Below are 23,222 nucleotides of genomic sequence, written 5' to 3' on the forward strand. Positions count from 1 at the left end.
AATCGGCGGCGGCCGACGATATCGGGCCATGCGCATTGTAGCCGCGTCCACTTTGGCGCCCGCCGGCGCGTGGCTTAAAATCGGCTTTCGCACCTTACATCGGTCAGCCATTGGAACGCTATACGAAGCCGGACATCGCTGTCACGCAACAGGACGGCACCGCCGCCGTGCAGTTGCAGGGAGACTGGACCGCGCTGTCGCTGGCGCAGGAGCGCTGCGCCCATGACCTGCGCCGGCAGCTGCAGGCCCTCGTTCCCGGCACGGCGCGCTGGCAGCTGGGCGGCATCGGCCGGCTCGACCATATCGGCGCGCAGTTGTTGTGGCAGGCCTGGGGCGAGCGCTTTCCGGCCCATCTCGAGGCCACCGACGGCCAGCGCCGCGCGTTCGAGCGGATCGCCGCGGTGCGGCGGCACGGCTGGAAAAAACGGATGGTCGACCGCTTCAACCCGGTCACGCTGCTCGGCGCGTCGATGCTGTCGCTGTTCTCGCAGCTCGGCAACGGCGTCGCGATGCTCGGCCAGCTGTCGCTGGACCTGCTGCGCTTCGCCGCCGCGCCGCGGCGCGGCCCGTGGCGCGAGATCTCGGCCAACGTCTACAGCATCGGCTACAAGGCGCTGGGCATCACCGCGCTGGTGGGCTTCCTGATCGGCGTGGTGCTGGCCTATCTGCTGGCGAACCAGCTGCGCACCTACGGCGCCAGTGTCTTCATCGTCAATATCCTCGGCCTGTCGGTGATCCGCGAGCTCGGGCCCGTGCTGGCCGCGATCCTGGTGGCCGGCCGTTCGGGCTCCGCAATCACCGCGCAGATCGGCGTGATGCGCGTGACCGAGGAACTCGACGCGATGCGGGTGATGGGGATCTCGCACAGCTTCCGGCTGATCATGCCGCGCGCGATCGCACTGGCGGTGGCGATGCCGCTGCTGGTCGCCTGGACCGCGCTGCTGGCGCTGATCGGCGGCATGGTGGCCTCGAACATGCAGCTGGGCCTGAGCCCGGTGTTCTTCCTGCGCGAGCTGCCCAACGCGGTGCCGGTCGCCAACCTGTGGCTTGGCCTGGGCAAGGGCGTGGCCTTCGGCATGCTGATCGCGCTGACCGCGTGCCACTTCGGCCTGCGCATCAAGCCCAATACGCAGAGCCTGGGCGAAGGCACGACCGCGTCGGTGGTCACCGCCATCACCGTGGTGATCGTGGCCGATGCGATCTTCGCGATCCTGTTCAAGGATGTCGGCATATGACGGCGATCGTCGATACCGGCCGCGACACGGTGCAACGGGGTCGCACGCCGATCATCGAGGTACGGGGCTTGGTCAAGCGCTTCGGCGATACCGTCGTGCACGACGGCCTGGATCTGGAGGTCTATCGCGACGAGGTGCTGTCGATCGTCGGCGGCTCGGGCACCGGCAAGACCGTGCTGCTGCGCCAGATCGTCGGCCTGGAGCGCCCCACCGCCGGCACCATCCGGCTGTTCGGCGAAGACCTCGCCGGCCTCGACCCCGCGCGGCTGCAATGGATGCGCAACCGCTGGGGCATGCAGTTCCAGCGCGGCGCGCTGTTCTCGTCGCTGTCGGTGATCGACAATATCGCGCTGCCGCTGCGTGAACTTCGCTGCCTTCCCGACAATCTGATCTGCGAGGCGTCGCTGCTCAAGCTCGAACTGGTCGGCCTGTCGGCGCGCGACGCCGACAAGATGCCGGCCGATCTGTCCGGCGGCATGATCAAGCGCGTGGCGCTGGCGCGCGCGCTGTCCCTCGAGCCGGAACTGGTGTTCCTGGACGAGCCCACCGCGGGCCTGGACCCGATGGCATCGGACGACTATGTCGCGCTGATCCGCGAACTGCGGCGCGAGCTGAAGCTGACGGTGGTGATGGTCACGCACGATCTGGACACGCTGGTCGCGCTGTCCGACCGCGTCGCGGTGCTGGCGGACCGCAAGGTGCTGGCGGCGCTGCCGATCCCGCAGCTGGTGAAGATCGACCATCCCTTCATCCGCGAATATTTTCTCGGCGAACGCGGCCAGCGTGCGCTCAGCGCGCTGCCCGGCGGCGCCCACCCTGCATCGGACGTGGCGGCCGTGTCCGGCCACGCTGGAGAGTCGTGATGGAAAACAAGTCGAACGCCTTTCTCGCCGGCGTGTTCACCATCGGCCTGGCCGTGCTGGTGCTGTTCGCGCTGTTCTGGTTCGGCACCGACCACACCGAACGCGTGCCCTACGACCTGGTCACGCGCTCGACCGTGACGGGGCTCGGGCCACAGGCGGACGTCAAGTACCGCGGCCTGACGGTGGGCCGGGTCGAGTCGATCCGCTTCGATGCGTCGGTGCCGGGGCAGATCATCGTGCGCATCAGCGTCGACAAGGAGGCGCCGATCACGCGCACCACCTATGCCACGCTGGGCCTGCAGGGCGTGACCGGCATCGCCTACGTGCAGCTGGACGATACCGCCGCGCAGGAAGGCAGCACCGCGCCGTCGCCGCCGCTGGAGACCTCGCCGCGCGCGGTCGCCCGCATCCAGATGCGGCCGGGCTTCTTCGAGGAACTGGAGCGGCGCGGCGACTCGCTGCTGACGCAGGTCGAATCGCTGATGGCCTCGCTCAACGACATGTTCCAGGGCGAGAACCGGCGCGAGCTGATGACGACGATCCGCTCGATCAAGGAGGGCGTTGACGACTATGCGCGCGTGGCCCGTGCGATCGAACCGGCCGCGCGGCAGTTGCCGCAGGTAACCGCGAACCTGAATGCGACGCTGAAGTCGACCCAACAGCTGACCCGCGAGCTCGGCAGCCCCGACGGCACGCTGATGCGCACGGTCGACGGCGTCGGCCAGCAGTTGCGCGCCGCGGCCGGCTCGGTCGAGCACGCGGCCAACAATCTGAACGACCAGACCTTGCCGCAGCTCAACGGCCTCGCGCGCGACGCGCGGCAGACGGTGCGCAGCCTGGACCGCGCCGCCGGCCAGTTCAACGAGCGGCCGCAGAGCGTGCTGTTCGGCGGCTCGGCGACCCCGCCGGGTCCCGGCGAGGACGGCTTCAGCGCGCCCTCGGCGGGGACCGCACCGTGAATCCAATCCTGCACCGGGAACCGATGCCCATGACCGACGCCGTCCTGTCCCGCCTCGCCAACCTTTCCGCGCTGCTGCGTCCGGGCGCCGGCGCGATGCTGGCCGCCTCGCTGCTGGCCGGCTGCTCTCTGCTGCCGGCCACGCCGCACAGCACGACCTACGATCTCGGCCCGCCGGCCGCCTCGCCGGCACAGGGCAAGACGCTGCCGCGGCTGCGCGTGCTGTCCACCGATGGCCCGTCCTGGCTGGACGGCAACGCGATCCACTACCGGCTGCGCTATGCGCAGGCCGAGCGCCTGCAGCCCTATGCGACGCAGCGCTGGATCATGTCGCCGGTGCGGCTGTTCGACGAACGGCTGCGCGAAGCGGTGTCGGCACGCGGCGAACTGACCTGGGCCGGGGATACGCAGGCGCCCGCGCTGAAGGTCGATATCGTCGACTTCGAGCAGGTCTTCGACAGCGCCGACAGCAGCCGGGGCGTGGTGCAGGTGCGCGCCACCGTGTTGCGCAACGGCATGGTCGGCCAGAAGACCTTCACCGCCGAGCAGCCCGCCCCCAGCGCCGACGGCGCCGGCGGCGTGCGCGCGCTGGCCGGCAGCACCGATGCCGTGATCGCGGCGATCATCGACTGGGTGGCGACGCTGCCGGTACGATGAGCCGATACATCAGCGGGTACGCCAGCCGGTACGCCGGGCCGGTACGCCCGCAAGCAGCATCATGAAACAGCACGACCTGCCACCGTCTCCCGTTCCTCCGGACCCGCGCCTCGGCGCGGCGCCGCCGGAGAACGCGGCCATGCTGCGCCATTCGCCGCTGGCGCGCTTCGGCCTGCTGTGCCTGACGCTGCTGATGATCTACGCCAGCCTGTATCCGTTCACCGGCTGGACCGACAACGGCATCTCGCCGTGGGCCTTCCTCAACGCGCCCAAGCCACGCTACATCACCGACTTCGATCTGCTGACCAATGTGCTGGGCTATTGCCCGTTCGGCGCGCTGGTGGTGCTGTCGCTGCATCCGCGCGTGACGGGCGCGCGCGCCGCGCTGCTGGCGTTCGCTGCCGGCATCGTGCTGTCCGGCGCGATGGAGGCGCTGCAGACCTGGCTGCCGAACCGCATTCCATCGAATATCGATCTGATGACCAATGCGCTGGGCGCGCTGCTCGGCGGCACGATGATGGCGCCGTTCGCCAGCGCGATGATCGATCGCGGCACGCTGCGGCGCCTGCGCATCGCCTGGTTCGAGTCGCACGCCAGCTTCGCGATCATCCTGATCCTGCTGTGGCCGTTCGCGCAGATCTTTCCGCAGGAGCATCTGTTCGGCATGGGCGGGCTGGTGCGGCAATGGCTGACCAATCCCGAGTCGTGGCCGATGCAGCTGGTGCAGTGGGTGTTTCCGGGCTTCCTGCGGCTGCAGGAGGACATCGGCCTGCGCCCCGACGACATGCAGCAGCACCAGCTGCTCGAATCGCTGGTGACCGGCTGCGCGTGGGTCGGCACCGGCCTGTTCGCCTCGGTGGCAATGCGCCGGCAGGCCCCGACGCTGCGCATCCTCGCCGGCCTGCTGGCCGCCACGCTGCTGCTCAAGGGGCTCGCCGCCGAACTGCAGTTTCCCGCCGACAACGCCTTCAACTGGCTGTCCGAAGGCGGCCGCTACGCACTGGTGACCGGCACGCTGGCGCTGGTGCTGCTGGTGCGCCTGCCACGCCCGCTGCGCGGCATCCTGGCGATGAGCGCGCTGCTGACGCTGGTGATCCTGACCAACGTGCTGCCGCCCAATCCCTATGCCTGGGTCTCCGAACAGGGCTGGCGGCTCGGCCGCTTCGTCCATTTCAACGGCCTGGCCCAATGGCTCGGATGGCTGTGGCCGTTTCTGGCCTTCTGCTATCTGGCCTGGCGCGTCGAGCAGTTCGGGCTCACGCGGCGAAGGGAGCGGCGGAGGCGGCGCGGGGCGCCGCGGGCAGACGGCTAGACGACGTAGCGCTGTCCCCCATTGCCCTTCCTGCGACGTCACCGTTTTCACATATTCCAGAACCGGAAGACGGCGGCAGCCTGCGACTGTTTCGGCAGCCAACGCGAATGTCGGCGCGTCATCGCAGCACTGAGCAGAGATCGCCCTTCAAATCGTGCTTGTATCGGGGGCGTTGGAGGAAGTGTTGCAGACCCCGGACTCGAGGAGCCCACCTGTCGAGGCTGCCGTCATACTGACGACCTCTACAATCGTCCGCGCTTGTCTGCAACGTACGAAGTTTAAGTGGCAAATCGGCACAGGCAACAGCCGTTCGACCCGCCGCGCAAGTCCAGGGCAATTCGAGCAAGAATATCGCCTGCCTAAGCCCGCACGGCAATCCCCTCTTCCCGCAGACGATCGCGGATCCGTTGGGCGAAGGCCAGCGCATGCGGCCCGTCGCCGTGCAGGCAGACGGTATCGGCCTGGATCGGGATCCATTGGCCGTCGATCGCGCGCACCTTGCGCTCGCGGACCATCGACAGCGTTTGCGCCAGCACGGCCTCGTCGTCGTCGAGCAGCGCACCGGGCGTGCCGCGGCGGACCAGCGAGCCGTCGGGGTTGTAGCCGCGATCGGCGAAGACCTCTTCCTTGACCGCCAGGCCCGCCTCGCGCGCGACCTCGATCATCACGCTGCCCGCCAGGCCGAAGAAAACCAGCTCAGGGTCGAAATCGCGTACCGCGTCGACGATTGCCTGCGCCTGCGCGCGGTTGCGCGCGGCCTGGTTGTAGAGCGCGCCATGCGCCTTGACGTGGGCAAGGCGGCCGCCCTGGGCCTTGACGATCGCCGCGAGCGCGCCGATCTGGTACAGCACGTCGGCATAGATGTCGCGCGGGTCGCGCCGCATCTCGGTGCGGCCGAAATTCTCGCGGTCGGGATAGCTGGGGTGCGCGCCAATGGCGACGCCCTTGGCCAGTGCCCACTGCACGGTCTGCAGCATGGTGGCCGCGTCGCCTGCATGCCAGCCGCAGGCGATATTGGCCGAACTGATCAATGCCAGCAGCGCTTCGTCGCTGCCGCAGCCTTCGCCGAGGTCGGCGTTCAGATCGATCTGCATGACGGGCCTCCAGGATGGGTTCGGTCGTTTCGTTGCGTTCTTCTGGTTCGCTGCGTACGTTGGCGCTCTCGCGTCACGGCAGCGTGGCACCGGCCGGTGACAGCCGGCGCGTCATCGCGCGCCGCCGCGCGGCCGGCGCCTGCGCCCCGGTCCGCGCCTCGGATTGCCATGCCACCGCCTGCGCGACCTGGCGCAGATAGGTCTGCACCTGCATGCGCGCGGCCTCTGCCTCCTCGAAGCCGACGCGGTGAAAGCGCACCGCCGCGCCGAGCGGCGCCTGCGCCAGGCGCCACAGATCGGCCTCGATGACGACGCCGATCTTCGGATAGCCGCCGGTGGTCTGCGCATCGGCCATCAGCACGATCGGCTGGCCCCCGGGCGGCACCTGCATGACGCCCGGCACCACGCCATGGGACAGCAGTTCCGGTGCGCCGCGCCGCCGGGCCAGCGCCGGCCCTTCGAGCCGGAACCCCATGCGGTTGCTGTTCGGCGTGACGGTCCAGTCGGCCTGCCACAGCGCGTGCTGGGCCTCGGTCTCGAACTGATCGTACTCCAGCCCCGCCAGCATGCGGATCGGCAGCGCGCGGCCGTCAGCGGATGCTGCGTTGGATGCTGCTGACGACGGCGAAGGCAACGCCCACGGGGGCGCCAGCACGCCGATCCGCGGCAATGGCGCCGGACCCGGGCCGGGCCGCAGCGCCGCGAGCCGATCGCCCCGCCGCAGCGCGCGGCCCTGGTATCCGCCGAAGCCGGCCTTCAGATCGGTGCTGCGCGAGCCCATCGCCAGCGGCACGTCGATGCCGCCCGCCACGCACAGATAGGTACGGGTGCCGCCGCGAGGCGCCGGCAGCGTCAGCGTGCTGCCAGCGCGCACGTCGAACGCATGCCAGCACCAGACCGGCTCGCCGTCGAGGTCGGCACGGCATTCGGCGCCGGTCAGCGCGATCCGCAGGTCAGCGTGGAAGCGGACCGTGGCGCGGCCCAGCGTCAATTCGATGGCCGCCGCGCCGGCGTCATTGCCCAGCAGCAGATTGCCGACCCGCAGCGCGACGGTGTCGAGCGCGCCGGCCCCGCCGACGCCGAACCGCCGCATGCCGTTGCGGCCCAGGTCCTGGATCGACGCCAGCGCGCCGGGGCGAAGGATCTCGATCATGGGCGCACCGATTTGGCGAGTGGCTCGGCAACCGATGCGACAACGAAGCGCACGGTATCGCCCGGCGTCAGCAGCGAGGGCGGATCGCGCTCGGGCAGGAACAGCGGCAACTCGGTACGTCCGATCAATTGCCAGCCGCCGGGCGCGGCTGCGGGATAGACGCCGGTCTGCTCGCCGCCGATGCCGACCGCACCGGCCGGCACCGCCAGCCGCGGCTCGGTGCGCCGCGGCGTGGCCAGCGCCGGGTCGAGCCCGCCCAGATAGGCGAAGCCGGGCTGAAAGCCGAGGAAGTAGACGGTATAGCTGCCCGCGCTGTGCCGCCGCACCACCTCCTCGGGCGTCAGGCCGGTATGCGCGGCCACGTCGGCCAGGTCGGGACCATCGTCGCCGCCGTAGCGGACCGGGATCTCGACGACGCGGCCGCCGACATGGCTGCTGGCGTTGCTGCCGTCGCCTTCCCTGTCGGGGCGCTCCCACGCCTGCGCCAGCCGCGCTTCGAGCGCGAGCGGGTCGGCGCCCTCATCGAACAGCACCGTCAGGCTGTTCATGCCGGGATAGGCATCGACGACGCCGGGCCAGGCGCCGGCGGCATCGGCCATCGCCCAGAAACGGCGCTGCACGTCGAGCGACGCGGGTGGCGGCACGCTGCACAGCAGCGCGCGCTCGGCAAGGCGGTGGATCGTGCAACTAGCCATGATGGTGGTCGGTCCGGAATTCAGGAGGCGCGCGGGGTCAGGGAATGTAGTTGGGGAATGCAGCTCCGGAATGCAGCTCCGGAATGCACCTCCAATATGCGCGGCGGAGCGCCCGATGCGTCTTATCGGCAATTTATCGAGAAAGTGAGTTTTGCGAAACCTGTGTCGCCATGCCGGCGCCTAGGGTTTTCCATAGCGGCGCGCGACGATAGTTGATTAGATCAATCGTCGATGTCCCGCTTAAATTTGCCCGCATCCTCGCAGAAAGGACCCTCACGGAGACGCCATGACATTCGCAACCTTGGCCCGCAAGGCCCGCCGCGCGGCGCTGGCCGTCGCGCTGCTGAGCGCGGCCGCGCCCGCCGCGCTGGCACAGAAAATCGACAAGATCGACGGGCCGCTGCGCTTTGTCGTCGGGTATGCGCCGGGCGGCGCCTCGGACCGTGCCGCGCGCATCGTCGGCCAGGCGCTGCAGGCGAAGTACGGCGTCACCGTGGTGGTCGAGAACAAGGCCGGCGCCGGCGGCCGGCTCGCCGCGCAGCAGCTAAAGCACGCCGCTTCCGCCGACAACGTGCTGATGCTTGGCAATCCCGCGGTGATGACGGTCGCCCCGCTGGTGTTCAAGGACACCAGCTACGATCCCGACGCGGATTTCGTGCCGGTGTCGCAGGTCTCGACCTACGACTTCGCCGTGATCACCGGCCCGCAGGTGCCGGTGCGCGAGATGTCGCACCTGGTGGCGTGGCTCAAGGCCAATCCCGGCAAGGCGTTCTTCGGCGTGCCGGCCACCGGCAGCCTGCCCCACTTCTTCGCGCTGATGCTGGCCGAGCGCGCCGGCGTCAAGGGCGACGTGGTCGGCTACAAGGGCTCGGCGCCGCTGGCCACCGACATGCTGGGCGGCCAGGTGCCGGTCGGCGTCGACACGCTCGACGCCGTGCTGTCGCTGCATCAGAGCGGCAAGCTGAAGATCCTCGCGGTCTCGGGCAAGACGCGCTCGTCGTTCGCCAAGGACATCCCCACGCTGAAGGAGACCGGCATCGATCTGGCCGCCGACGGCTGGAACGCGTTCTTCGCGCCCAAGTCGATGCCGGCGGACAAGGTCAAGGCGCTGTCGGCGGCGATCCACAGCGTGATGTCCGACCCGGCGGTACAGCAGCGCTTCGTCGCCGCCAACATGCAGCCGGTGGCCAGCACGCAGCAGCAGACCGCGGACATGCTGAAGGCCTACAAGGCCCAGTGGCAGCCGGTGGTCAAGCGCAGCGGCTTCCAGCAATAAGGTCCGGCCGGACGCAACAGCAAGGAGTGACGGCGATGGCCCGCAATATTCTCTTCATCATGTGCGACCAGCTGCGGTGGGACTACCTGTCCTGCACCGGGCATCCGACCATCCGCACGCCCAACATCGACGCACTGGCAGCGCGCGGCGTACGCTTCTCGCGCGCCTATGCGCAATCGACGATCTGCGGCTCGTCGCGGATGAGCTTTTACACCGGCCGCTATGTCGATTCGCACGGCGCCGCCTGGAACAACTTCCCGCTGAAGGTCGGCGAGATGACGCTGGGCGACTATCTGCGCCCGCTCGGCCGGCAGACCGTGCTGGTCGGCAAGACCCATATGGCGGCCGACACCGAGGGCATGGCGCGGCTCGGCATCGATCCGACCTCGCTGATCGGCACGCGCGTGGCCGAGTGCGGCTTCGATCCGTACGAGCGCGACGACGGCCTGCACGGCAGCGGCCCGGCCGGCCGCTACGATCCGAAGCCGGTGCGCTACAACGACTATCTGCGCGAGCTCGGCTATGCCGGCGACGACGGCTGGGACGACTGGGCCAACGCCGGCGAGGACGAGAACGGCAATCTGCTGTCGGGCTGGCTGCTGCGCAATTCGAGCCGGCCCGCGCGCGTGGCCGAGGAGCATTCCGAAACGCCGTACATGACGCGGCGCGCGATGGAATTCATCGACCAGGCCGGCGACGCGCCGTGGTGCCTGCATCTTTCCTATATCAAGCCGCACTGGCCCTGCATCGCGCCGGCGCCCTATCACGCGATGTACGGGGCCGCCGACGTGCCGCCGCCGGTGCGCAACGAGGCCGAGCGCGCGCAGCCGCATCCGATCTATCAGGCCTTCCTGAACTCGCGCGTCAGCCGGGCGTTTTCGCGCGACGAGGTGCGCGAGGCGGTGATTCCCGCCTATATGGGCCTGATCACGCAGATCGACGACCAGATCGGCGTGCTGACGCGCTTCCTCGAGAACAAGGGGCTGCTCGACGACACGATGATCGTGTTCACGTCAGATCATGGCGACTACCTGGGCGACCACTGGATGGGCGAGAAGGACCTGTTCCACGAGCCGTCGGTGCGGCTGCCGCTGATCGTCGTCGACCCCTCGCCGGCGGCCGACGCGACGCGCGGCTCGGTCTGCGATGCGCTGGTCGAGGCGATCGACCTGGTGCCGACCTTCGTCGAGGCCTGCGGCGGCGCGCCGCAACCGCACCGGCTCGAGGGACGTGCGCTGCAGCCCTGGCTGCACGGACAGGCGCCGGCGAACTGGCGCCGCTACGCGATCAGCGAATACGACTATTCGGCGACCGGTGCCGCGGTATCGCTGGGCGTCGCGCCGCTCGATGCGCGGCTGTTCATGGTCGTCGACGCACGCTGGAAGTACATTCACGCGCCCGGCTTCCGGCCGATGCTGTTCGATCTGGCCGAAGACCCGCACGAGCTGCACGACCTCGGCGCCGATCCCGCCCACCAGGCGCAATGCGAGCGCATGTATCTCGCGCTCGCGCAATGGGGACTACGGCAGTCGCAGCGAACCGCGATCAGCGATGAACGCATCGCCGCGATGCGCGGCGCATCGGTGCGCAAGGGCATCCTGCTGGGATTCTGGGACGAGAGCGAGCTGCCGGAGGAGCTGCTGCACGAGAAATGGCGCGGCGCGCGCGAGGCGCTGCGCTAGCGGGCGGCGCTGTCTTCGTCCGAGGCGGGGTCCATCTCCGACTCAGCCTCGGCTTGGTCTTCCGGCGCGGTCCATTGACGCCGCGCGCCGCCGCCACGCCAGCGGTTGGTGCTGACCGTGGTGGCGACCTGCCGCTTGACGCGGACGGCCTGCTCGGTCAGCGCGGTCAACAGCGTGTCCAGCGTCGCCAGTTCTTCATTCGATAGCGTCTCGACCAGGCGCCGATTGATCGCCGCCACCTCGTCGAACAGCTGCCGGTAGAGCGCCTGCCCCGCCGGCGTCAGCGCGACGCTGGCGCGGCGGCGGTCGCCGTCGAGCGTCTGCCGCCGGATCAAACCCTTGGCGGTCAGGCGCGTGATCGCCCGCGATACGCGCGTGCGGTCCAGATGGCATTGGTCGGCGATCTCCGACGGCGCCTGCGCGCCGCGCATGGCCAGCAGCCCGAGCAGCGCCCACTCGCGGCGCGACACCCCGTACTGGCCTTCGCACAGGCGGATCACCGCCGCGCCGCTGGCGCCAACCAGCGCCGCGAGACGGAAATTGAGCAGATCGGTGATATCGCGCGGCGCGCGCAGGCGGCTGGCGCCTGCGTCGTCTGCCACGGGATCGGAAGAAGGCAAGGCAACATCCGGCGCCGCGAACGGGCGCCGGGCGGGATCAGGCGAAGCCGGCCTGGTGCGCCTGCTGGTCGGCATGGTAGGAACTGCGCACCATGGCACCGACCGCGGCGTGGGTGAAGCCCATCTTGTAGGCCTCTTCCTCGAACATCTTGAAGGTGTCGGGATGGACGTAGCGCAGCACCGGCAGATGGTGGTTCGACGGAGCGAGATACTGGCCGATGGTCAGCATGTCGATGTCGTGCGCGCGCATGTCGCGCATGACTTCGAGGATTTCCTCGTCGGTCTCGCCCAGGCCCACCATCAGGCCCGACTTGGTCGGCACGTCCGGATTGCGGCGCTTGAACTCCTGCAGCAGCTTCAGCGAGTGCGCGTAGTCGGCGCCGGGACGGGCCTGCTTGTACAGGCGGGGCACCGTTTCCAGGTTGTGGTTCATCACGTCCGGCGGGCAGGCCTGGAGGATGTCCAGCGCCTTGTCGAGACGGCCGCGGAAGTCGGGCACCAGCACCTCGATGCGGGTGATCGGCGACAGCTCGCGGGTCTTGCTGATGCAGTCCACATAGTGCTGGGCGCCGCCGTCGCGCAGGTCGTCGCGGTCGACGCTGGTGATCACCACATAGTTCAGCTTCAGCTGGGCGATGGTCTTGGCCAGGTTCAGCGGCTCGTTGACGTCGAGTGGGTCCGGGCGGCCGTGGCCGACGTCGCAGAACGGGCAGCGGCGCGTGCACTTGTCGCCCATGATCATGAACGTCGCGGTTCCCTTGCCGAAGCATTCGCCGATGTTCGGGCAGCTCGCTTCCTCGCACACCGTCACCAGGTTGTTGGCGCGCAGGATGTCCTTGATCTCGTAGAAGCGCGAATTGCCGGTCGCCGCCTTCACGCGGATCCAGTCCGGCTTCTTCAGCTTTTCGGCGGGGACGATCTTGATCGGAATGCGGGCGGTCTTGTCGGCCGACTTCTGCTTGCGGGTCGGGTCGTAGGCCGCGCCTTGGGCGGCATCGCCTTGGGGATTCGAGGTGGCGATCAGGGCGTCGCTCATGGTGTTCTCCGCGCGCTCCCCGCGCGCATAGGTCGGCTAGGCCGTAGTCAGGGGTGTCAGGTGGCCAGGGGCCGTGGCGGCTGGTTCGTTCGCTTGTTCGTTCGCTTGCCGGTTCGCTTGCTGGTTTGCTTGCTGGTTTGCTTGCTCGTTCGCGGCCGGTTCGCCGGCCGCGGCGCGCAGCTGCGCCGCCGCCAGCACGTCGCACAATGCCGCCGCCAGGCGTCGCGCGATCTCCGGCTGGTGCCGGGCGTCGACCGGTTCCCGGCGCACGCCGCCGTCTGCATCGCTCGCCGGTACCGTCGCGCCGGCGCGGGCCATGTCGACCGTCTCGAGGCCGGCATAACCGCACGGATTGATACGCAGGAACGGGTTCAGATCCATCCGCACATTCAGGCTGACGCCGTGGTAGCTGCAGCCGTTGCGGATCTTCAGGCCCAGCGCGGCGATCTTGGCGCCGCGGTGCGGACCGTCGGACAGATAGATGCCGGGGGCGCCAGGCTTGCGTTCGGCGGGCAGATTATACGCCGCGAGCGTGTCCAGCACCGCCTGCTCGATCGCATGGACCAGCTCGCGCACCATCAGGCCGCGGCGGCGCAGGTCCAGCAGCAGGTAGGCGACGACCTGGCCGGGACCGTGATAGGTGATCTGTCCGCCACGATCGATCCGCACCAGCGGGATCGCCGGATCGGGCGACAGCAGATGCGAGGGATCGCCCGCCTGGCCCAGCGTGTAGACCGGCGGATGCTCGACGAGCCAGATCTGGTCGGGGGATTCGGCGGTGCGCGCGGCGGTGTAGGCGCGCATCGCGTCGAAACAGGGCGCGTAGTCCTCCCGGCCCCGCTCGATGACTTCGATTGCTTGCATGCCGAGAGTGTAGCGAAAAGGGCCGGTTCGCACCGGCCCCTGCTTCGCTGGCGGCTGTCACCCTGGCGCCGTCAGGGTTGTCCGCTGGTGTGGTCTGGATTGGGACGATCTTCGCCGGACACCGGGCGCGCCGGCGGCCGGCAGTAGACCAGCCGCAGATGGCGCCGGCTCGGCGCATCGGCTTTCGGCTCAGGACGCCGCGACGATGTCCTGGTTAGGCGACCATTGCGTGCCTCGAACCAGTCGCCGCACGACGCGGTTCACCAGATGCGGCAGCTTGGTGGCGGCCGGGCGGCGGGCTTCGGCGATCAGCGCCAGCCGTACCGGGCGCTCGGCACGCGGATCGACGCTGAGCACCACTTCGTCACCGCGGTTCAGCTGCAGGCTGGCGCCGCAGCGCAGCCAGTAATCTTCCGAGTCGCCGTCGCGGGTGACCCACAGGTTCAGGCCGGCGGCATCTTCCACATAGAGCCGTTGCGCGGTGTGTACCGACAGCGGCGCGACCTCGCCCGGGTTCAGGCTGAAGACGGTCGTTGTGAGCAGGGTTTCCATTTTGGACTTCCTTCACTAAGGTGACGGTACCGTCCGGCACGCGAGTTTCGCGCGGCTGGCGTCGCGCTTTACCGTGTCTGGCCTGGGTTGGCCTGGCGCGCTCGCTGTTGCGGTCCCGATGCATTGCATTCTAGTGATTGCCCGACCACCTCCAAAACGATATATATTGATTTCCCTTGTTAGCGAATCTCACATAGCGACGCTGTTGCGATGACCCTGAAGCGTAATCCCGTCGAACTGCCGCGCGCCTGGCATCGCGAGCTGCCACGGCTGCCGGCGCTGACCGCGCTGCGCGCGTTCGAAGCCGCCGCGCGGCATGAGAGCTTCTCGCGCGCGGCCACCGAGCTGTTCGTCACCCATGGGGCCGTCAGCCATCAGGTCCGTGCCTTAGAGGAAGAACTGGGCCAGCCGTTGTTCGCCCGCAACGGCAAGCGGGTCAGCCTGACGCCGGCCGGCCGCGTCTACGCCGAGCGCGTGCGCGACGCGCTGCTGCAGATCGCCGAAGCGACGCGCGCGCTGCAGTCAGGCACGCGCGACAAGCGGCTGACCATCAGCACGATGCCGTCGTTTGCCGCCCGCTGGCTGACGCCGCGCATCGGCAGCTTTATCGAACGGCATCCCGAGCTGGACGTCGAGCTGATGTCGTCGAACACGCTGGTCGATTTCGCGCGCGACGAGGTCGACGTGGCGCTGCGCATGGGCAGCGGCGACTATCCGGGGCTCTATGTCGAGCGGCTGCTCGACGACGTGTTCTTCCCGGTCTGCAGCCCGACCTTGCTGGGCGGCAAGCTGCCGCAGCGCCCCGAGCAGATGCAGGGGCTGACGCTGCTGCGCGGCGAAGGCGATCCGTGGCGGCCATGGTTCGAGGCGGCGGGACTCGACTGGCCCGAGCCGCGCAAGGGCCTGATGTTCGAGGATTCGTCGCTGCTGCTGCAGGCCGCGGCGGAGGGCCAGGGCATCGCGCTGATCCGCTCGTCGCTGGCCTACAACGATCTGTTGTCCGGGCGGGTGGTGCGGCTGTTCGACGTCAGCATCCCGTGTCCGTGGTTGCTGTACTTCGTCTGCACGCCCGCGATGCTCGAGACGCCGAAGGTGCAGGCCTTCCGCAACTGGCTGCTGCCCGAGATCGCGGCGTTCCGGCAGATCCTGTCGCAGTGGGCGTAGGCAGGGACGGCGGGCTGGCGGGGCCTCAGGCGGGCTGGCGGGGCCTCAGGCGGGCTCGTCGTCCGGCTTCGATGTCGCAGCAGGCGCGGCGGGCGTGTCGCGCTCGGCCAACCGTGCGCGGGGATGGGCCTGGTCGTAGACCTTGGCCAGATGCTGGAAATCGAGCGCGGTGTAGATCTGCGTCGTCGCCACGCTGGCGTGGCCCAGCATCTCCTGCACCGCGCGCAGGTCGCCCGACGACTGCAGCACGTGGCTGGCGAACGAGTGCCGCAGCATGTGCGGATGCACGTCGGCCGGCACGCCGGCGCGGATCGCCTGCTGCTTGATGCGGGCGCGCACGGTCCGGTCCGACAGCCGCTCGCCGCGCCGCGACAGGAATAGCGCGTGCCGATGGTCGGCGACGGCCGAAGCCTTGACCCAGTCGTCGCGCACCGCCAGCCACGCGCGCAGCGCCTGCACCGCCTTGCTGCCGACCGGCACGCTGCGGCGGCGCGAACCCTTGCCGAGCACCGTGACTTCGCCCGCGGCCAGGTCGATCCAGCCCGACGAGCGGTAGCCGTCCTCTTCCACGTAACGCAAATCGAGCTGCACCAGCTCCGACACGCGCAAGCCGCTCGAATAGCCGAGCTCGAACACGGCCTGGTCGCGCAGCCCCTCGGCGCCCTCCCCGGCCGGCTGGCCGACCAGCGCCACCGCGTGCTCGACCGATAGCGCCTTGGGCAGCGGCCGTCCGGCCTTGGGGGCACGCACACCGTCGACGGGATTGGCCTCGACGCCGTGGCCGTGCCGCGCGGCCCACAGGTAGAAGCCGCGCCAGGCCGACAACGCCCTGGCAATGCTGGTCGAAGCGAGACCGCTGCCGCGCAGCCGCGCGGCGAAGCTGCGGATCTGGTCGGTGCGCAGCGCGGTCAGCGCGGTACCGGGGGCGAACCTGGCGGCCTGCGCCTGCAATACCGACAGGTCGCGCCGGTAGCCGACCAGCGTGTGCTCGGCCAGCTTGCGGCTGCTGGCCAGCCAGTCCAGATAGCGGAGCAGCAGCGGATCGAGGGCCGGTGGGGGCGCGTCCGTCGCGTTCTCCGCGGACGCCGGTTCGCTGGCGCGGGCCATCCGTTGCCGCCCGAGTCCTTCGATCAGCCGCGCAGGCGCGCCAGCGCCGCGCCGGCCAGTTCGCCGATACGGCTCAGGTAGGCCGTACCCATGCCTTCGTGGAAGCGGCGCGCATCGGGCGAGCCGAGCACCAGCAGGCCGAAGGTCGGACCCGTTTCGGCGTCCTGGCCGGCGGGGGCGCGCAGCGCGACGATCGCGAGCGACGCGATGTCATCGCGCTCGAGCCAGTCGACCGCCTGCTTGCCGCCTTCACCAAGCGTGTCGGGCACTGCCGCCGGCACAGGCTGGGCGCCCTCTTCGGCGACGGCTGGCGCGATGGCCCACGGATTGGCGCCGCAATACGGCGTCTGCAGGCCCTCGGCAAAGCGGCGCGCGGCTTCGCTGGCGGTGGCCTGTTCGCCGCGCAGCAGATCGAGCGGGGCGTGCGTTTCGGCCAGCTGCCACAGCCGCAGCGCGACGGCCGGCACATCGAAGACCTGCTGCAGGCCCTGGCTGACCGCCATCGGCAGCGCCAGCGCATCGGCCTCGCCGAGTAGCCGCAGCTGCCACGCGTGCATGCGGTTCTGCGTGCGGTCGTTGTCGTGGCCGTGGCGCATCAGATTGGCCAGCTTCAGTTCGAGGCCCTTGTTCTTCTCGCGCAGGATTTCCATCTGGCGCTGCTGCAGCGAGACCGCGCGATGGCTGTGCGGGCTCGTCAGCTGCACGGAGGCCAGCAGCTCGGCGTGGTCCTCGAAGAACTGGGGATGACTTTGCAGATAGGCGGCGACGTCTTGCGGATTCATTGGCGGGTCATCGAACGATTTGCGCTGGAGTGTAGCAAACGCTGTTCGGGGTGGGCCGGCTGCCTTCTCCCCCGGCCGCTCTTCCGCAAGCGGGGGAGGGGCGAAAACGGAAGCGGTCGGCCATCCCGCACGGTGTTCTCCCTCTCCCGCTTGCGGTAGAGGGCCGGGGAGAGGGCGGGGCGATCGATCGACCCATATCGCCCAATCCCGTCACGCCATCAAAAAACCCGCGCCAGGGCGCGGGTTCCCGATCTGACTGCGCCGAGCCGATCAGCCCAGCTTCTTGCGCAGTAGCTCGTTGACCTGGGCCGGATTGGCCTTGCCCTTGGTCGCCTTCATCGCCTGGCCGACCAGCGCGTTGAACGCCTTCTCCTTGCCGGCGCGGAACTCCTCGACCGACTTGGCGTTGGCGGCGAGCACCTCGTCGATGATGGCCTCGAGCGCGCCGGTGTCCGACATCTGCTTCAGGCCCTTGGCGGCGATGATCGCGTCGGCGTCGCCGTCGCACTCGCCGGCCCACATCGCCGGGAACACGTCCTTCTTGGCGGTGTTGTTCGACACCGTGCCGTCGGCAATGCGCTTGAGCAGCAGCGCCAGTTGTGCCGGGCGAATCGGCGCGGCATCGATCTCGATGCCCTCGCGGTTCAGCTGCGAGGCGACGTCGCCCATCAGCCAGTTGGCCGCCGGCTTGGCGTTGGCCGCGCCCGCCTCGGCGACGACCTGCTCGAACCAGTTGGCCAGCGCCTTCGACGAGGTCAGCACGCTGGCATCGTAGGCCGGCAGGCCGTATTGCGAGACGAAGCGCGCCTGCATCGCGGCCGGCAGCTCCGGCATCGCGGCGCGCACACGTTCGACCCAGGCCGGCTCGATCTCCAGCGGCAGCAGGTCCGGATCGGGGAAGTAGCGATAGTCGTGCGCGTCTTCCTTGGTCCGCATCGCGCGCGTCTCACCGGTGTCCGGATCGAACAGCACGGTGGCCTGCTGGATTTCGCGGCCATCCTCGATCTCGGCGATCTGCCAGCGCACCTCGTACTCGATCGCCTGCTGCAGGAAGCGGAACGAGTTCAGGTTCTTGATTTCGCGGCGCGTGCCCAGCTTGTCGCTGCCGACCGGCCGCACCGACACGTTGGCGTCGCAACGGAAGCTCCCTTCCTGCATGTTGCCGTCGCAGATGCCCAGCCACACCACCAGCGTATGCAGCGCGCGCGCATACGCGACCGCCTCGGCGGCGCTGCGCATGTCGGGCTCGGTGACGATCTCCAGCAGCGGGGTGCCGGCGCGGTTCAGGTCGATGCCGGTCATGCCGGCGAAGTCCTCGTGCAGCGACTTGCCGGCGTCCTCCTCGAGGTGGGCACGGGTCAGCTGCACGGTCTTCTCGTAGAACTCGCCCTTGCGGCCCTCGACCTGGAAGGTCAGGCTGCCGCCCTGCACCACCGGGATCTCGTACTGGCTGATCTGGTAGCCCTTGGGCAGATCGGGGTAGAAGTAATTCTTGCGCGCGAACACGCTATGCGGCGCGACATGGGCGCCGATCGCCAGGCCGAACTGGATCGCGCGCTCGACCGCGGCCTTGTTCAGCACCGGCAGCGTGCCGGGCAGCGCCAGATCGACCGGGCTGGCCTGGGTATTGGGCGCCGCGCCGAACGCGGTGGAGGCGCCGGAAAAAATCTTCGAGGCCGTCGAAAGCTGCGTATGCGTTTCGAGACCGATCACCACTTCCCATTGCATGGCGGTATTCCTGTTGGTTCCTTGCGGCGGCGCCGGCCTGGGCCGCGCCGCCGTGTGCTTTCGCGTTCTGCGTTGCGTTCTGCGTTGTGCTCTGTGGCCGTGCGTGCGGCGGCGTTATTGCGTGCGCGCGCAGGTACCGGTGCCCGGTTCGAACATGACCGGCCACGCCTCTTCATAGATGCCCGGCGTGCAGCGGCTCTGGCAATTGGCGTGCGCCAGCGTGACGCGGCGCGGGTCCTGCCAGACCAGCAGCTTGCACGCGCTGCCGTCGCGCGCGGCCAGTTCGATATGCGGCTTGCGGCGGGTCTGGCGGAACTCGGCCAGGTCGAAGCTGCACGAGCCGCGCTTGCCGACCCACAGCTTCCACGACAGCTGCTGCACGTTGTTGTCCGCCACGCGCAGCTGCGCGTCCTCGCGGAAGCCGTCTTCCTCCGTGCGGCGGCAGTCGCCGGCCAGGTCGATGTCGCGATCGGCGATCGGCGTGGGACCGCCGATGCGCGGCAGCGGAATGCAGCCGGCCAGCGCGGCCAGCAGTACGGCCGTCAATGCCAGGCGGCCGGCAGAGAGGCGGGACGGGCGGATCGAAAGCAGCGCGTTCATGATCATCCCTGCGAGGGCTGGCGCAGATGCCAGTCGGTGGCCTGCTGGAAGGCGTGCGCGGTCTGCAGCAGCTGCGCCTCGCCGAAGTAGTTGCCGATCATCTGCAGGCCAACCGGCATGCCGCCCTCGCCGAAGCCGCAGGGCACGCTCATGCCGGGCAGGCCGGCCAGGCTGGTCGACAGCGTGAAGACGTCGGCCAGGTACATCTGCACCGGGTCGGCGCTCTTCTCGCCGAGCTTCCACGCCACCGTCGGCGCGACCGGCCCCATGATCACGTCGCACTCGCCGAAGGCGCGCTGGAAGTCGTCGGCGATGATGCGGCGGATCTTCTGCGCCTGCAGGTAGTAGGCGTCGTAGTAGCCGTGCGACAGCACATAGGTGCCGACCAGGATGCGGCGCTTGACCTCCCAGCCGAAGCCCTCGGCACGGGTCTTCTTGTACATGTCGAGCAGGTCGCGGTACTCGGCCGCGCGGTGGCCATAGCGCGCGCCATCGAAGCGCGACAGGTTGGACGAGGCCTCGGCCGGCGCGATCACGTAGTAGACCGGAATCGACAGCTCGGTCTTGGGCAGCGACACCTCGACCAGCGTCGCGCCCAGCTTCTCGTATTCGCGCAGCGCGGCGCGCACCGCGGCCTCGACATCGGCCGACAGGCCGGCGCCGAAGTACTCGCGCGGCAGGCCGATGCGCAGGCCGGCCAGCGGCTGGTTCGCGCTGGCGCCACCGCGTGGCTGGCCCAGCAGCCGCGTGAAGTCTTCGTCCACGCCGCCCTGGGCCGGCGTCAGCGAGGTCGAATCGCGCTCGTCGAAACCGGCCATCGCATTGAGCAGCAGCGCGCAATCCTCGGCGCTGCGCGCCATCGGGCCGGCCTGGTCCAGCGACGAGGCGAACGCGATCATGCCGAAGCGCGACACGCGGCCGTAGGTCGGCTTGATGCCGGTGATGCCCGAGAACGCGGCCGGCTGGCGGATCGAGCCGCCGGTATCGGTACCGGTCGCGGCCGGCGCCAGGCCGGCCGCCACGGCCGCGGCCGAGCCGCCTGAGGAGCCGCCGGGCACGCGCGACGCGTCCCACGGGTTGCGCACCGGGCCGAAATGCGAGTTCTCGTTGGACGAACCCATTGCGAACTCGTCCATATTGGTCTTGCCCAGCGTCACCATGCCGGCGGCGGCGAGCCGCTGGACCACGGTGGCATCGAACGGGCTCTCGTAGTCGGCCAGCATGCGCGAGCCGGCGGTCGAGCGCCAGCCGCGCGTGACGAACACGTCCTTGTGGGCGATCGGCACGCCGGTCAGCGGACCGGCCTCGCCGCGCGCGCGGCGCGCGTCGGCCTCGCGGGCCTGCGCCAGCGTCAGTTCGGCGTCGACATGGATGTAGGCGTTCAGCGCACTGGCCTGCTCGATGCGGGCCAGATAGTCACGCGCCAGTTCTTCGGCCGACACCGCGCCGGCGGCGAGCGCATCGGCGATCTGGCGCAGCGAGGTCACGGTCGAACCGACCGGGAAGGAGGAAGCGGAGGAAGACATGGAGTGTCGGAAGAGCTTCGGAGAACGGCCCGCGGCGCATCGCTGCGGGCCGGATCGATTCAGGAGACGCCGCCGTGCGTACCGGTACGCCGATACGGAAAGGCCGGACGACGTCGGCGAGCCGGGCGTGGGACCGTTATTCGATCACCTTCGGCACCAGATACAGGCCGGCCTCGGTGGCCGGGGCCGGACGCTGGTAGTCGTCGCGCCGGTTGGGCTCGGTGACGACGTCGTCGCGCAGCCGCTGCTGCATTTCGCGTACCGCCGACAGCGGATGCGCCAGCGGTGCGACGCCGCTGGTGTCGACCGCCTGCATCTGCTCGACCAGCGAGAAGAATTGATTCAATTGCCCGAGCGTCTGGCCAGCTTCGTCATCGCTGATGTCGATGCGGGCAAGATGGGCGATGCGCTTGACGTCGGATAGCTCGAGTGCCATGGCGTGGGTGCGAGGAATTCCAGAGGGCCCGGCAGTCCGGCGACAGGCCGGGACGGACCGGGAGAATGACGACCGTGGCGACCGTACGGAGAAAGTCGGGAGGCGCTGAACCGGGCCGGGCCGGCGCGCCTCGGGCAGCGCCCTGTCGGGGCCCTTGTCGGCCCGGCGTCAGCCCGGAGAATGTGCCGCGCGCGGCGCCCCACAATCGTCAGAATTACAGGTTTTTTCAGGGCAATTTGCCGCCGAAACACGCGGAATTATAAGGTATCATTCCGTTTTGCCGCCGCCCCTGGCGGCGCCTTCGCCGCTTGGGACCCAGGACCCGGCCGCTGAAGGATGCCGGACCCGACTGCCCGCGGGGCCCGGACCAGGATCCTCCGATTAGACCGACTCGCTGCTGCCCCATCTTAGGTGCCGGGTCTGTGGCGCCCGGACCACCGTCCGGCCATCCGCCAAATGAAGTTTGGCGAACTTTCTGGCGCCGTCTAATCAAAGGTTCCCGTGGGAGTGCGTTCCGCCGGCTCGGCGGGCCCATTCCCCCAGCACTGTCGCGGTTCGCCTGGCGCACCGCAACGGCATGGGCGGGACCGTGGATGCGCGGACGACGCGCGCCGTTTCCATCGACGACATATGAATTTCGCGGCCGGCGCCAACGACTGGCGCCGGCCGCTTCGCATACCTGCGAACCCACCAGAAAACAGGACTCCTGATGTTCGGATTTCTCCGCAGCTACTTCTCCAACGATCTCGCGATCGACCTCGGCACCGCCAACACGCTGATCTACATGCGTGACAAGGGCATCGTGCTGGACGAACCGTCGGTGGTCGCGATCCACCTGGGCGGCGGCCCGAACGCCAAGAAGACCATTCAGGCAGTCGGCAAGGAAGCCAAGCAGATGCTGGGCAAGGTGCCGGGCAACATCGAGGCGATCCGCCCGATGAAGGACGGCGTGATCGCCGACTTCACCGTCACCGAGCAGATGCTCAAGCAGTTCATCAAGATGGTGCACGACAGCAAGCTGCTGCGTCCGTCGCCGCGCATCATCATCTGCGTGCCGTGCGGTTCGACCCAGGTCGAGCGCCGCGCGATCCGCGAGTCGGCGCTGGGCGCCGGCGCCTCGCAGGTCTACCTGATCGAGGAACCGATGGCCGCCGCGATCGGCGCCGGCCTGCCGGTGTCCGAGCCGTCGGGCTCGATGGTCGTCGATATCGGCGGCGGCACCACCGAAGTCGGCATCATCTCGCTGGGCGGCATGGTCTACAAGGGCTCGGTGCGCGTCGGCGGCGACAAGTTCGACGAGGCCATCGTCAATTACATCCGCCGCAACTACGGCATGCTGATCGGCGAGCAGACCGCCGAAGCGATCAAGAAGGAAATCGGCTCCGCCTTCCCGGGTTCGGAAGTGCGCGAGATGGAGGTCAAGGGCCGCAACCTGTCCGAGGGCATCCCGCGCGCGTTCACGGTCTCGTCCAACGAGATCCTCGAAGCGCTGACCGATCCGCTGAACCAGATCGTCTCCACCGTCAAGATCGGCCTGGAGCAGACCCCGCCCGAACTGGGCGCGGACATCGCCGAGCGTGGCATCACGCTGACCGGCGGCGGCGCGCTGCTGCGCGACCTGGATCGCCTGCTGGCCGAGGAAACCGGCCTGCCGGTGCTGGTCGCCGAGGATCCGTTGACCTGCGTGGTGCGCGGCTCGGGCATGGCCCTGGAGCGCATGGACAAGCTGGGCAGCATCTTCGCCTACGAGTAAGCCGGTCCGGCAAAGGATCGTTCCCGTGGCGAAGCGCGCCCTGCCCGCACCGCTGGCCGACGCCGGCCACGGGCAGGTCCGCCGCCGCGCCACCCTGGCCAAGCCGGCCGCCGCCCACCGGCGGGCCGC

The 23,222-nt window shown here is 69.2% G+C and carries 22 protein-coding genes; 9 read left to right on the forward strand and 13 right to left on the reverse strand.

Features of this window, described 5'->3' with window-relative positions:
• Positions 1-110 precede the first annotated feature (110 nt).
• The 5 genes from M1D55_RS24290 (at position 111) to M1D55_RS24310 (ending at position 5,025) form a co-directional block, all read left to right on the forward strand.
• Positions 111-1,235: an MlaE family ABC transporter permease gene (locus M1D55_RS24290; protein WP_006579621.1), complete on the forward strand. Its 1,125-nt coding sequence runs from the start codon at positions 111-113 to the stop codon at positions 1,233-1,235.
• Positions 1,232-2,098, forward strand: coding sequence for an ABC transporter ATP-binding protein (locus M1D55_RS24295; protein WP_232206196.1), 867 nt, complete (start codon positions 1,232-1,234; stop codon positions 2,096-2,098). The genes M1D55_RS24290 and M1D55_RS24295 overlap by 4 nt, the downstream gene beginning before the upstream one ends.
• A complete protein-coding gene (locus M1D55_RS24300) occupies positions 2,098-3,057 on the forward strand; it encodes an MlaD family protein (RefSeq protein WP_006579623.1) in 960 nt (319 codons plus the stop codon). Before M1D55_RS24295 ends, M1D55_RS24300 begins: the two co-directional genes overlap by 1 nt.
• A 29-nt stretch (positions 3,058-3,086) precedes the next feature.
• The gene (locus M1D55_RS24305) at positions 3,087-3,713 is read left to right on the forward strand and encodes an ABC-type transport auxiliary lipoprotein family protein (protein WP_456282028.1); all 627 of its coding nucleotides are present in this window, start codon (positions 3,087-3,089) and stop codon (positions 3,711-3,713) included.
• A gap of 76 nt (positions 3,714-3,789) precedes the next feature.
• Positions 3,790-5,025 carry a VanZ family protein gene (locus M1D55_RS24310; RefSeq protein WP_456282765.1) on the forward strand — a complete coding sequence of 412 codons (1,236 nt, stop codon included), beginning with the start codon at positions 3,790-3,792 and terminating at the stop codon, positions 5,023-5,025.
• A 359-nt stretch (positions 5,026-5,384) separates the two neighbouring features.
• On the opposite strand, the gene pxpA is transcribed toward M1D55_RS24310, so the two are convergent.
• The 3 genes from pxpA to pxpB form a co-directional block, all read right to left on the reverse strand.
• Positions 5,385-6,119, reverse strand: a complete 735-nt coding sequence (gene pxpA, locus M1D55_RS24315) for a 5-oxoprolinase subunit PxpA (protein ID WP_456282029.1) — start codon at positions 6,117-6,119, stop codon at positions 5,385-5,387.
• A gap of 73 nt (positions 6,120-6,192) precedes the next feature.
• Positions 6,193-7,272 carry a 5-oxoprolinase subunit C family protein gene (locus tag M1D55_RS24320; protein ID WP_456282030.1) on the reverse strand — a complete coding sequence of 360 codons (1,080 nt, stop codon included), beginning with the start codon at positions 7,270-7,272 and terminating at the stop codon, positions 6,193-6,195.
• Complete coding sequence (gene pxpB / locus M1D55_RS24325; RefSeq protein WP_456282031.1) at positions 7,269-7,967, reverse strand: 5-oxoprolinase subunit PxpB; 699 nt, start codon at positions 7,965-7,967, stop codon at positions 7,269-7,271. Before pxpB ends, M1D55_RS24320 begins: the two co-directional genes overlap by 4 nt.
• Positions 7,968-8,253: 286 nt before the next feature.
• On the opposite strand from pxpB, the gene M1D55_RS24330 reads away from it, so the two are divergent.
• Positions 8,254-9,243, forward strand: a complete 990-nt coding sequence (locus M1D55_RS24330; RefSeq protein WP_261668765.1) for a tripartite tricarboxylate transporter substrate-binding protein — start codon at positions 8,254-8,256, stop codon at positions 9,241-9,243.
• A gap of 35 nt (positions 9,244-9,278) precedes the next feature.
• On the forward strand, positions 9,279-10,925 hold the full coding sequence (locus M1D55_RS24335; RefSeq protein ID WP_064574872.1) for an alkaline phosphatase family protein: 1,647 nt from the start codon (positions 9,279-9,281) through the stop codon (positions 10,923-10,925).
• On the opposite strand, the gene M1D55_RS24340 is transcribed toward M1D55_RS24335, so the two are convergent.
• The 4 genes from M1D55_RS24340 to M1D55_RS24355 form a co-directional block, all read right to left on the reverse strand.
• The gene (locus M1D55_RS24340; protein ID WP_197498312.1) at positions 10,922-11,527 is read right to left on the reverse strand and encodes a MarR family winged helix-turn-helix transcriptional regulator; all 606 of its coding nucleotides are present in this window, start codon (positions 11,525-11,527) and stop codon (positions 10,922-10,924) included. The genes M1D55_RS24335 and M1D55_RS24340 overlap by 4 nt on opposite strands.
• 55 nt (positions 11,528-11,582) lie before the next feature.
• Positions 11,583-12,581, reverse strand: coding sequence for a lipoyl synthase (gene lipA, locus M1D55_RS24345; protein ID WP_006577815.1), 999 nt, complete (start codon positions 12,579-12,581; stop codon positions 11,583-11,585).
• 36 nt (positions 12,582-12,617) lie between these two features.
• On the reverse strand, positions 12,618-13,445 hold the full coding sequence (lipB, locus tag M1D55_RS24350; RefSeq protein ID WP_456282032.1) for a lipoyl(octanoyl) transferase LipB: 828 nt from the start codon (positions 13,443-13,445) through the stop codon (positions 12,618-12,620).
• A 189-nt stretch (positions 13,446-13,634) separates the two neighbouring features.
• Positions 13,635-13,997 carry a DUF2917 domain-containing protein gene (locus M1D55_RS24355; protein WP_456282033.1) on the reverse strand — a complete coding sequence of 121 codons (363 nt, stop codon included), beginning with the start codon at positions 13,995-13,997 and terminating at the stop codon, positions 13,635-13,637.
• 210 nt (positions 13,998-14,207) lie between these two features.
• On the opposite strand from M1D55_RS24355, the gene M1D55_RS24360 reads away from it, so the two are divergent.
• Complete coding sequence (locus M1D55_RS24360; protein WP_023263526.1) at positions 14,208-15,161, forward strand: transcriptional regulator GcvA; 954 nt, start codon at positions 14,208-14,210, stop codon at positions 15,159-15,161.
• Positions 15,162-15,206: 45 nt separating this feature from the next.
• Here M1D55_RS24360 and M1D55_RS24365 read toward each other — a convergent pair whose 3' ends face one another.
• The 6 genes from M1D55_RS24365 to gatC all read right to left on the reverse strand — a co-directional run bounded on the left by M1D55_RS24365 (position 15,207) and on the right by gatC (position 21,340).
• Positions 15,207-16,268 (reverse strand): tyrosine recombinase XerC, encoded by a 1,062-nt coding sequence (locus tag M1D55_RS24365; protein ID WP_064574870.1) that lies wholly within the window; start codon positions 16,266-16,268, stop codon positions 15,207-15,209.
• Between the two features lie 23 nt (positions 16,269-16,291).
• Positions 16,292-17,050: a DUF484 family protein gene (locus tag M1D55_RS24370; RefSeq protein ID WP_456282034.1), complete on the reverse strand. Its 759-nt coding sequence runs from the start codon at positions 17,048-17,050 to the stop codon at positions 16,292-16,294.
• Positions 17,051-17,320: 270 nt separating this feature from the next.
• Entirely contained in the window at positions 17,321-18,778 is a 1,458-nt protein-coding gene (gatB, locus tag M1D55_RS24375; protein WP_006577809.1) for an Asp-tRNA(Asn)/Glu-tRNA(Gln) amidotransferase subunit GatB, read from the reverse strand.
• Between the two features lie 114 nt (positions 18,779-18,892).
• Positions 18,893-19,378, reverse strand: coding sequence for a hypothetical protein (locus M1D55_RS24380; RefSeq protein ID WP_064575129.1), 486 nt, complete (start codon positions 19,376-19,378; stop codon positions 18,893-18,895).
• A gap of 2 nt (positions 19,379-19,380) precedes the next feature.
• A complete protein-coding gene (gene gatA / locus M1D55_RS24385) occupies positions 19,381-20,904 on the reverse strand; it encodes an Asp-tRNA(Asn)/Glu-tRNA(Gln) amidotransferase subunit GatA (protein ID WP_064574866.1) in 1,524 nt (507 codons plus the stop codon).
• Positions 20,905-21,040: 136 nt separating this feature from the next.
• Positions 21,041-21,340 carry an Asp-tRNA(Asn)/Glu-tRNA(Gln) amidotransferase subunit GatC gene (gene gatC / locus M1D55_RS24390; RefSeq protein WP_006580203.1) on the reverse strand — a complete coding sequence of 100 codons (300 nt, stop codon included), beginning with the start codon at positions 21,338-21,340 and terminating at the stop codon, positions 21,041-21,043.
• 709 nt (positions 21,341-22,049) lie between these two features.
• Here gatC and M1D55_RS24395 point away from each other — a divergent pair.
• Complete coding sequence (locus M1D55_RS24395; protein ID WP_023264573.1) at positions 22,050-23,093, forward strand: rod shape-determining protein; 1,044 nt, start codon at positions 22,050-22,052, stop codon at positions 23,091-23,093.
• Positions 23,094-23,222 lie beyond the last annotated feature (129 nt).

Source organism: Cupriavidus sp. JZ107, from assembly GCF_053903255.1.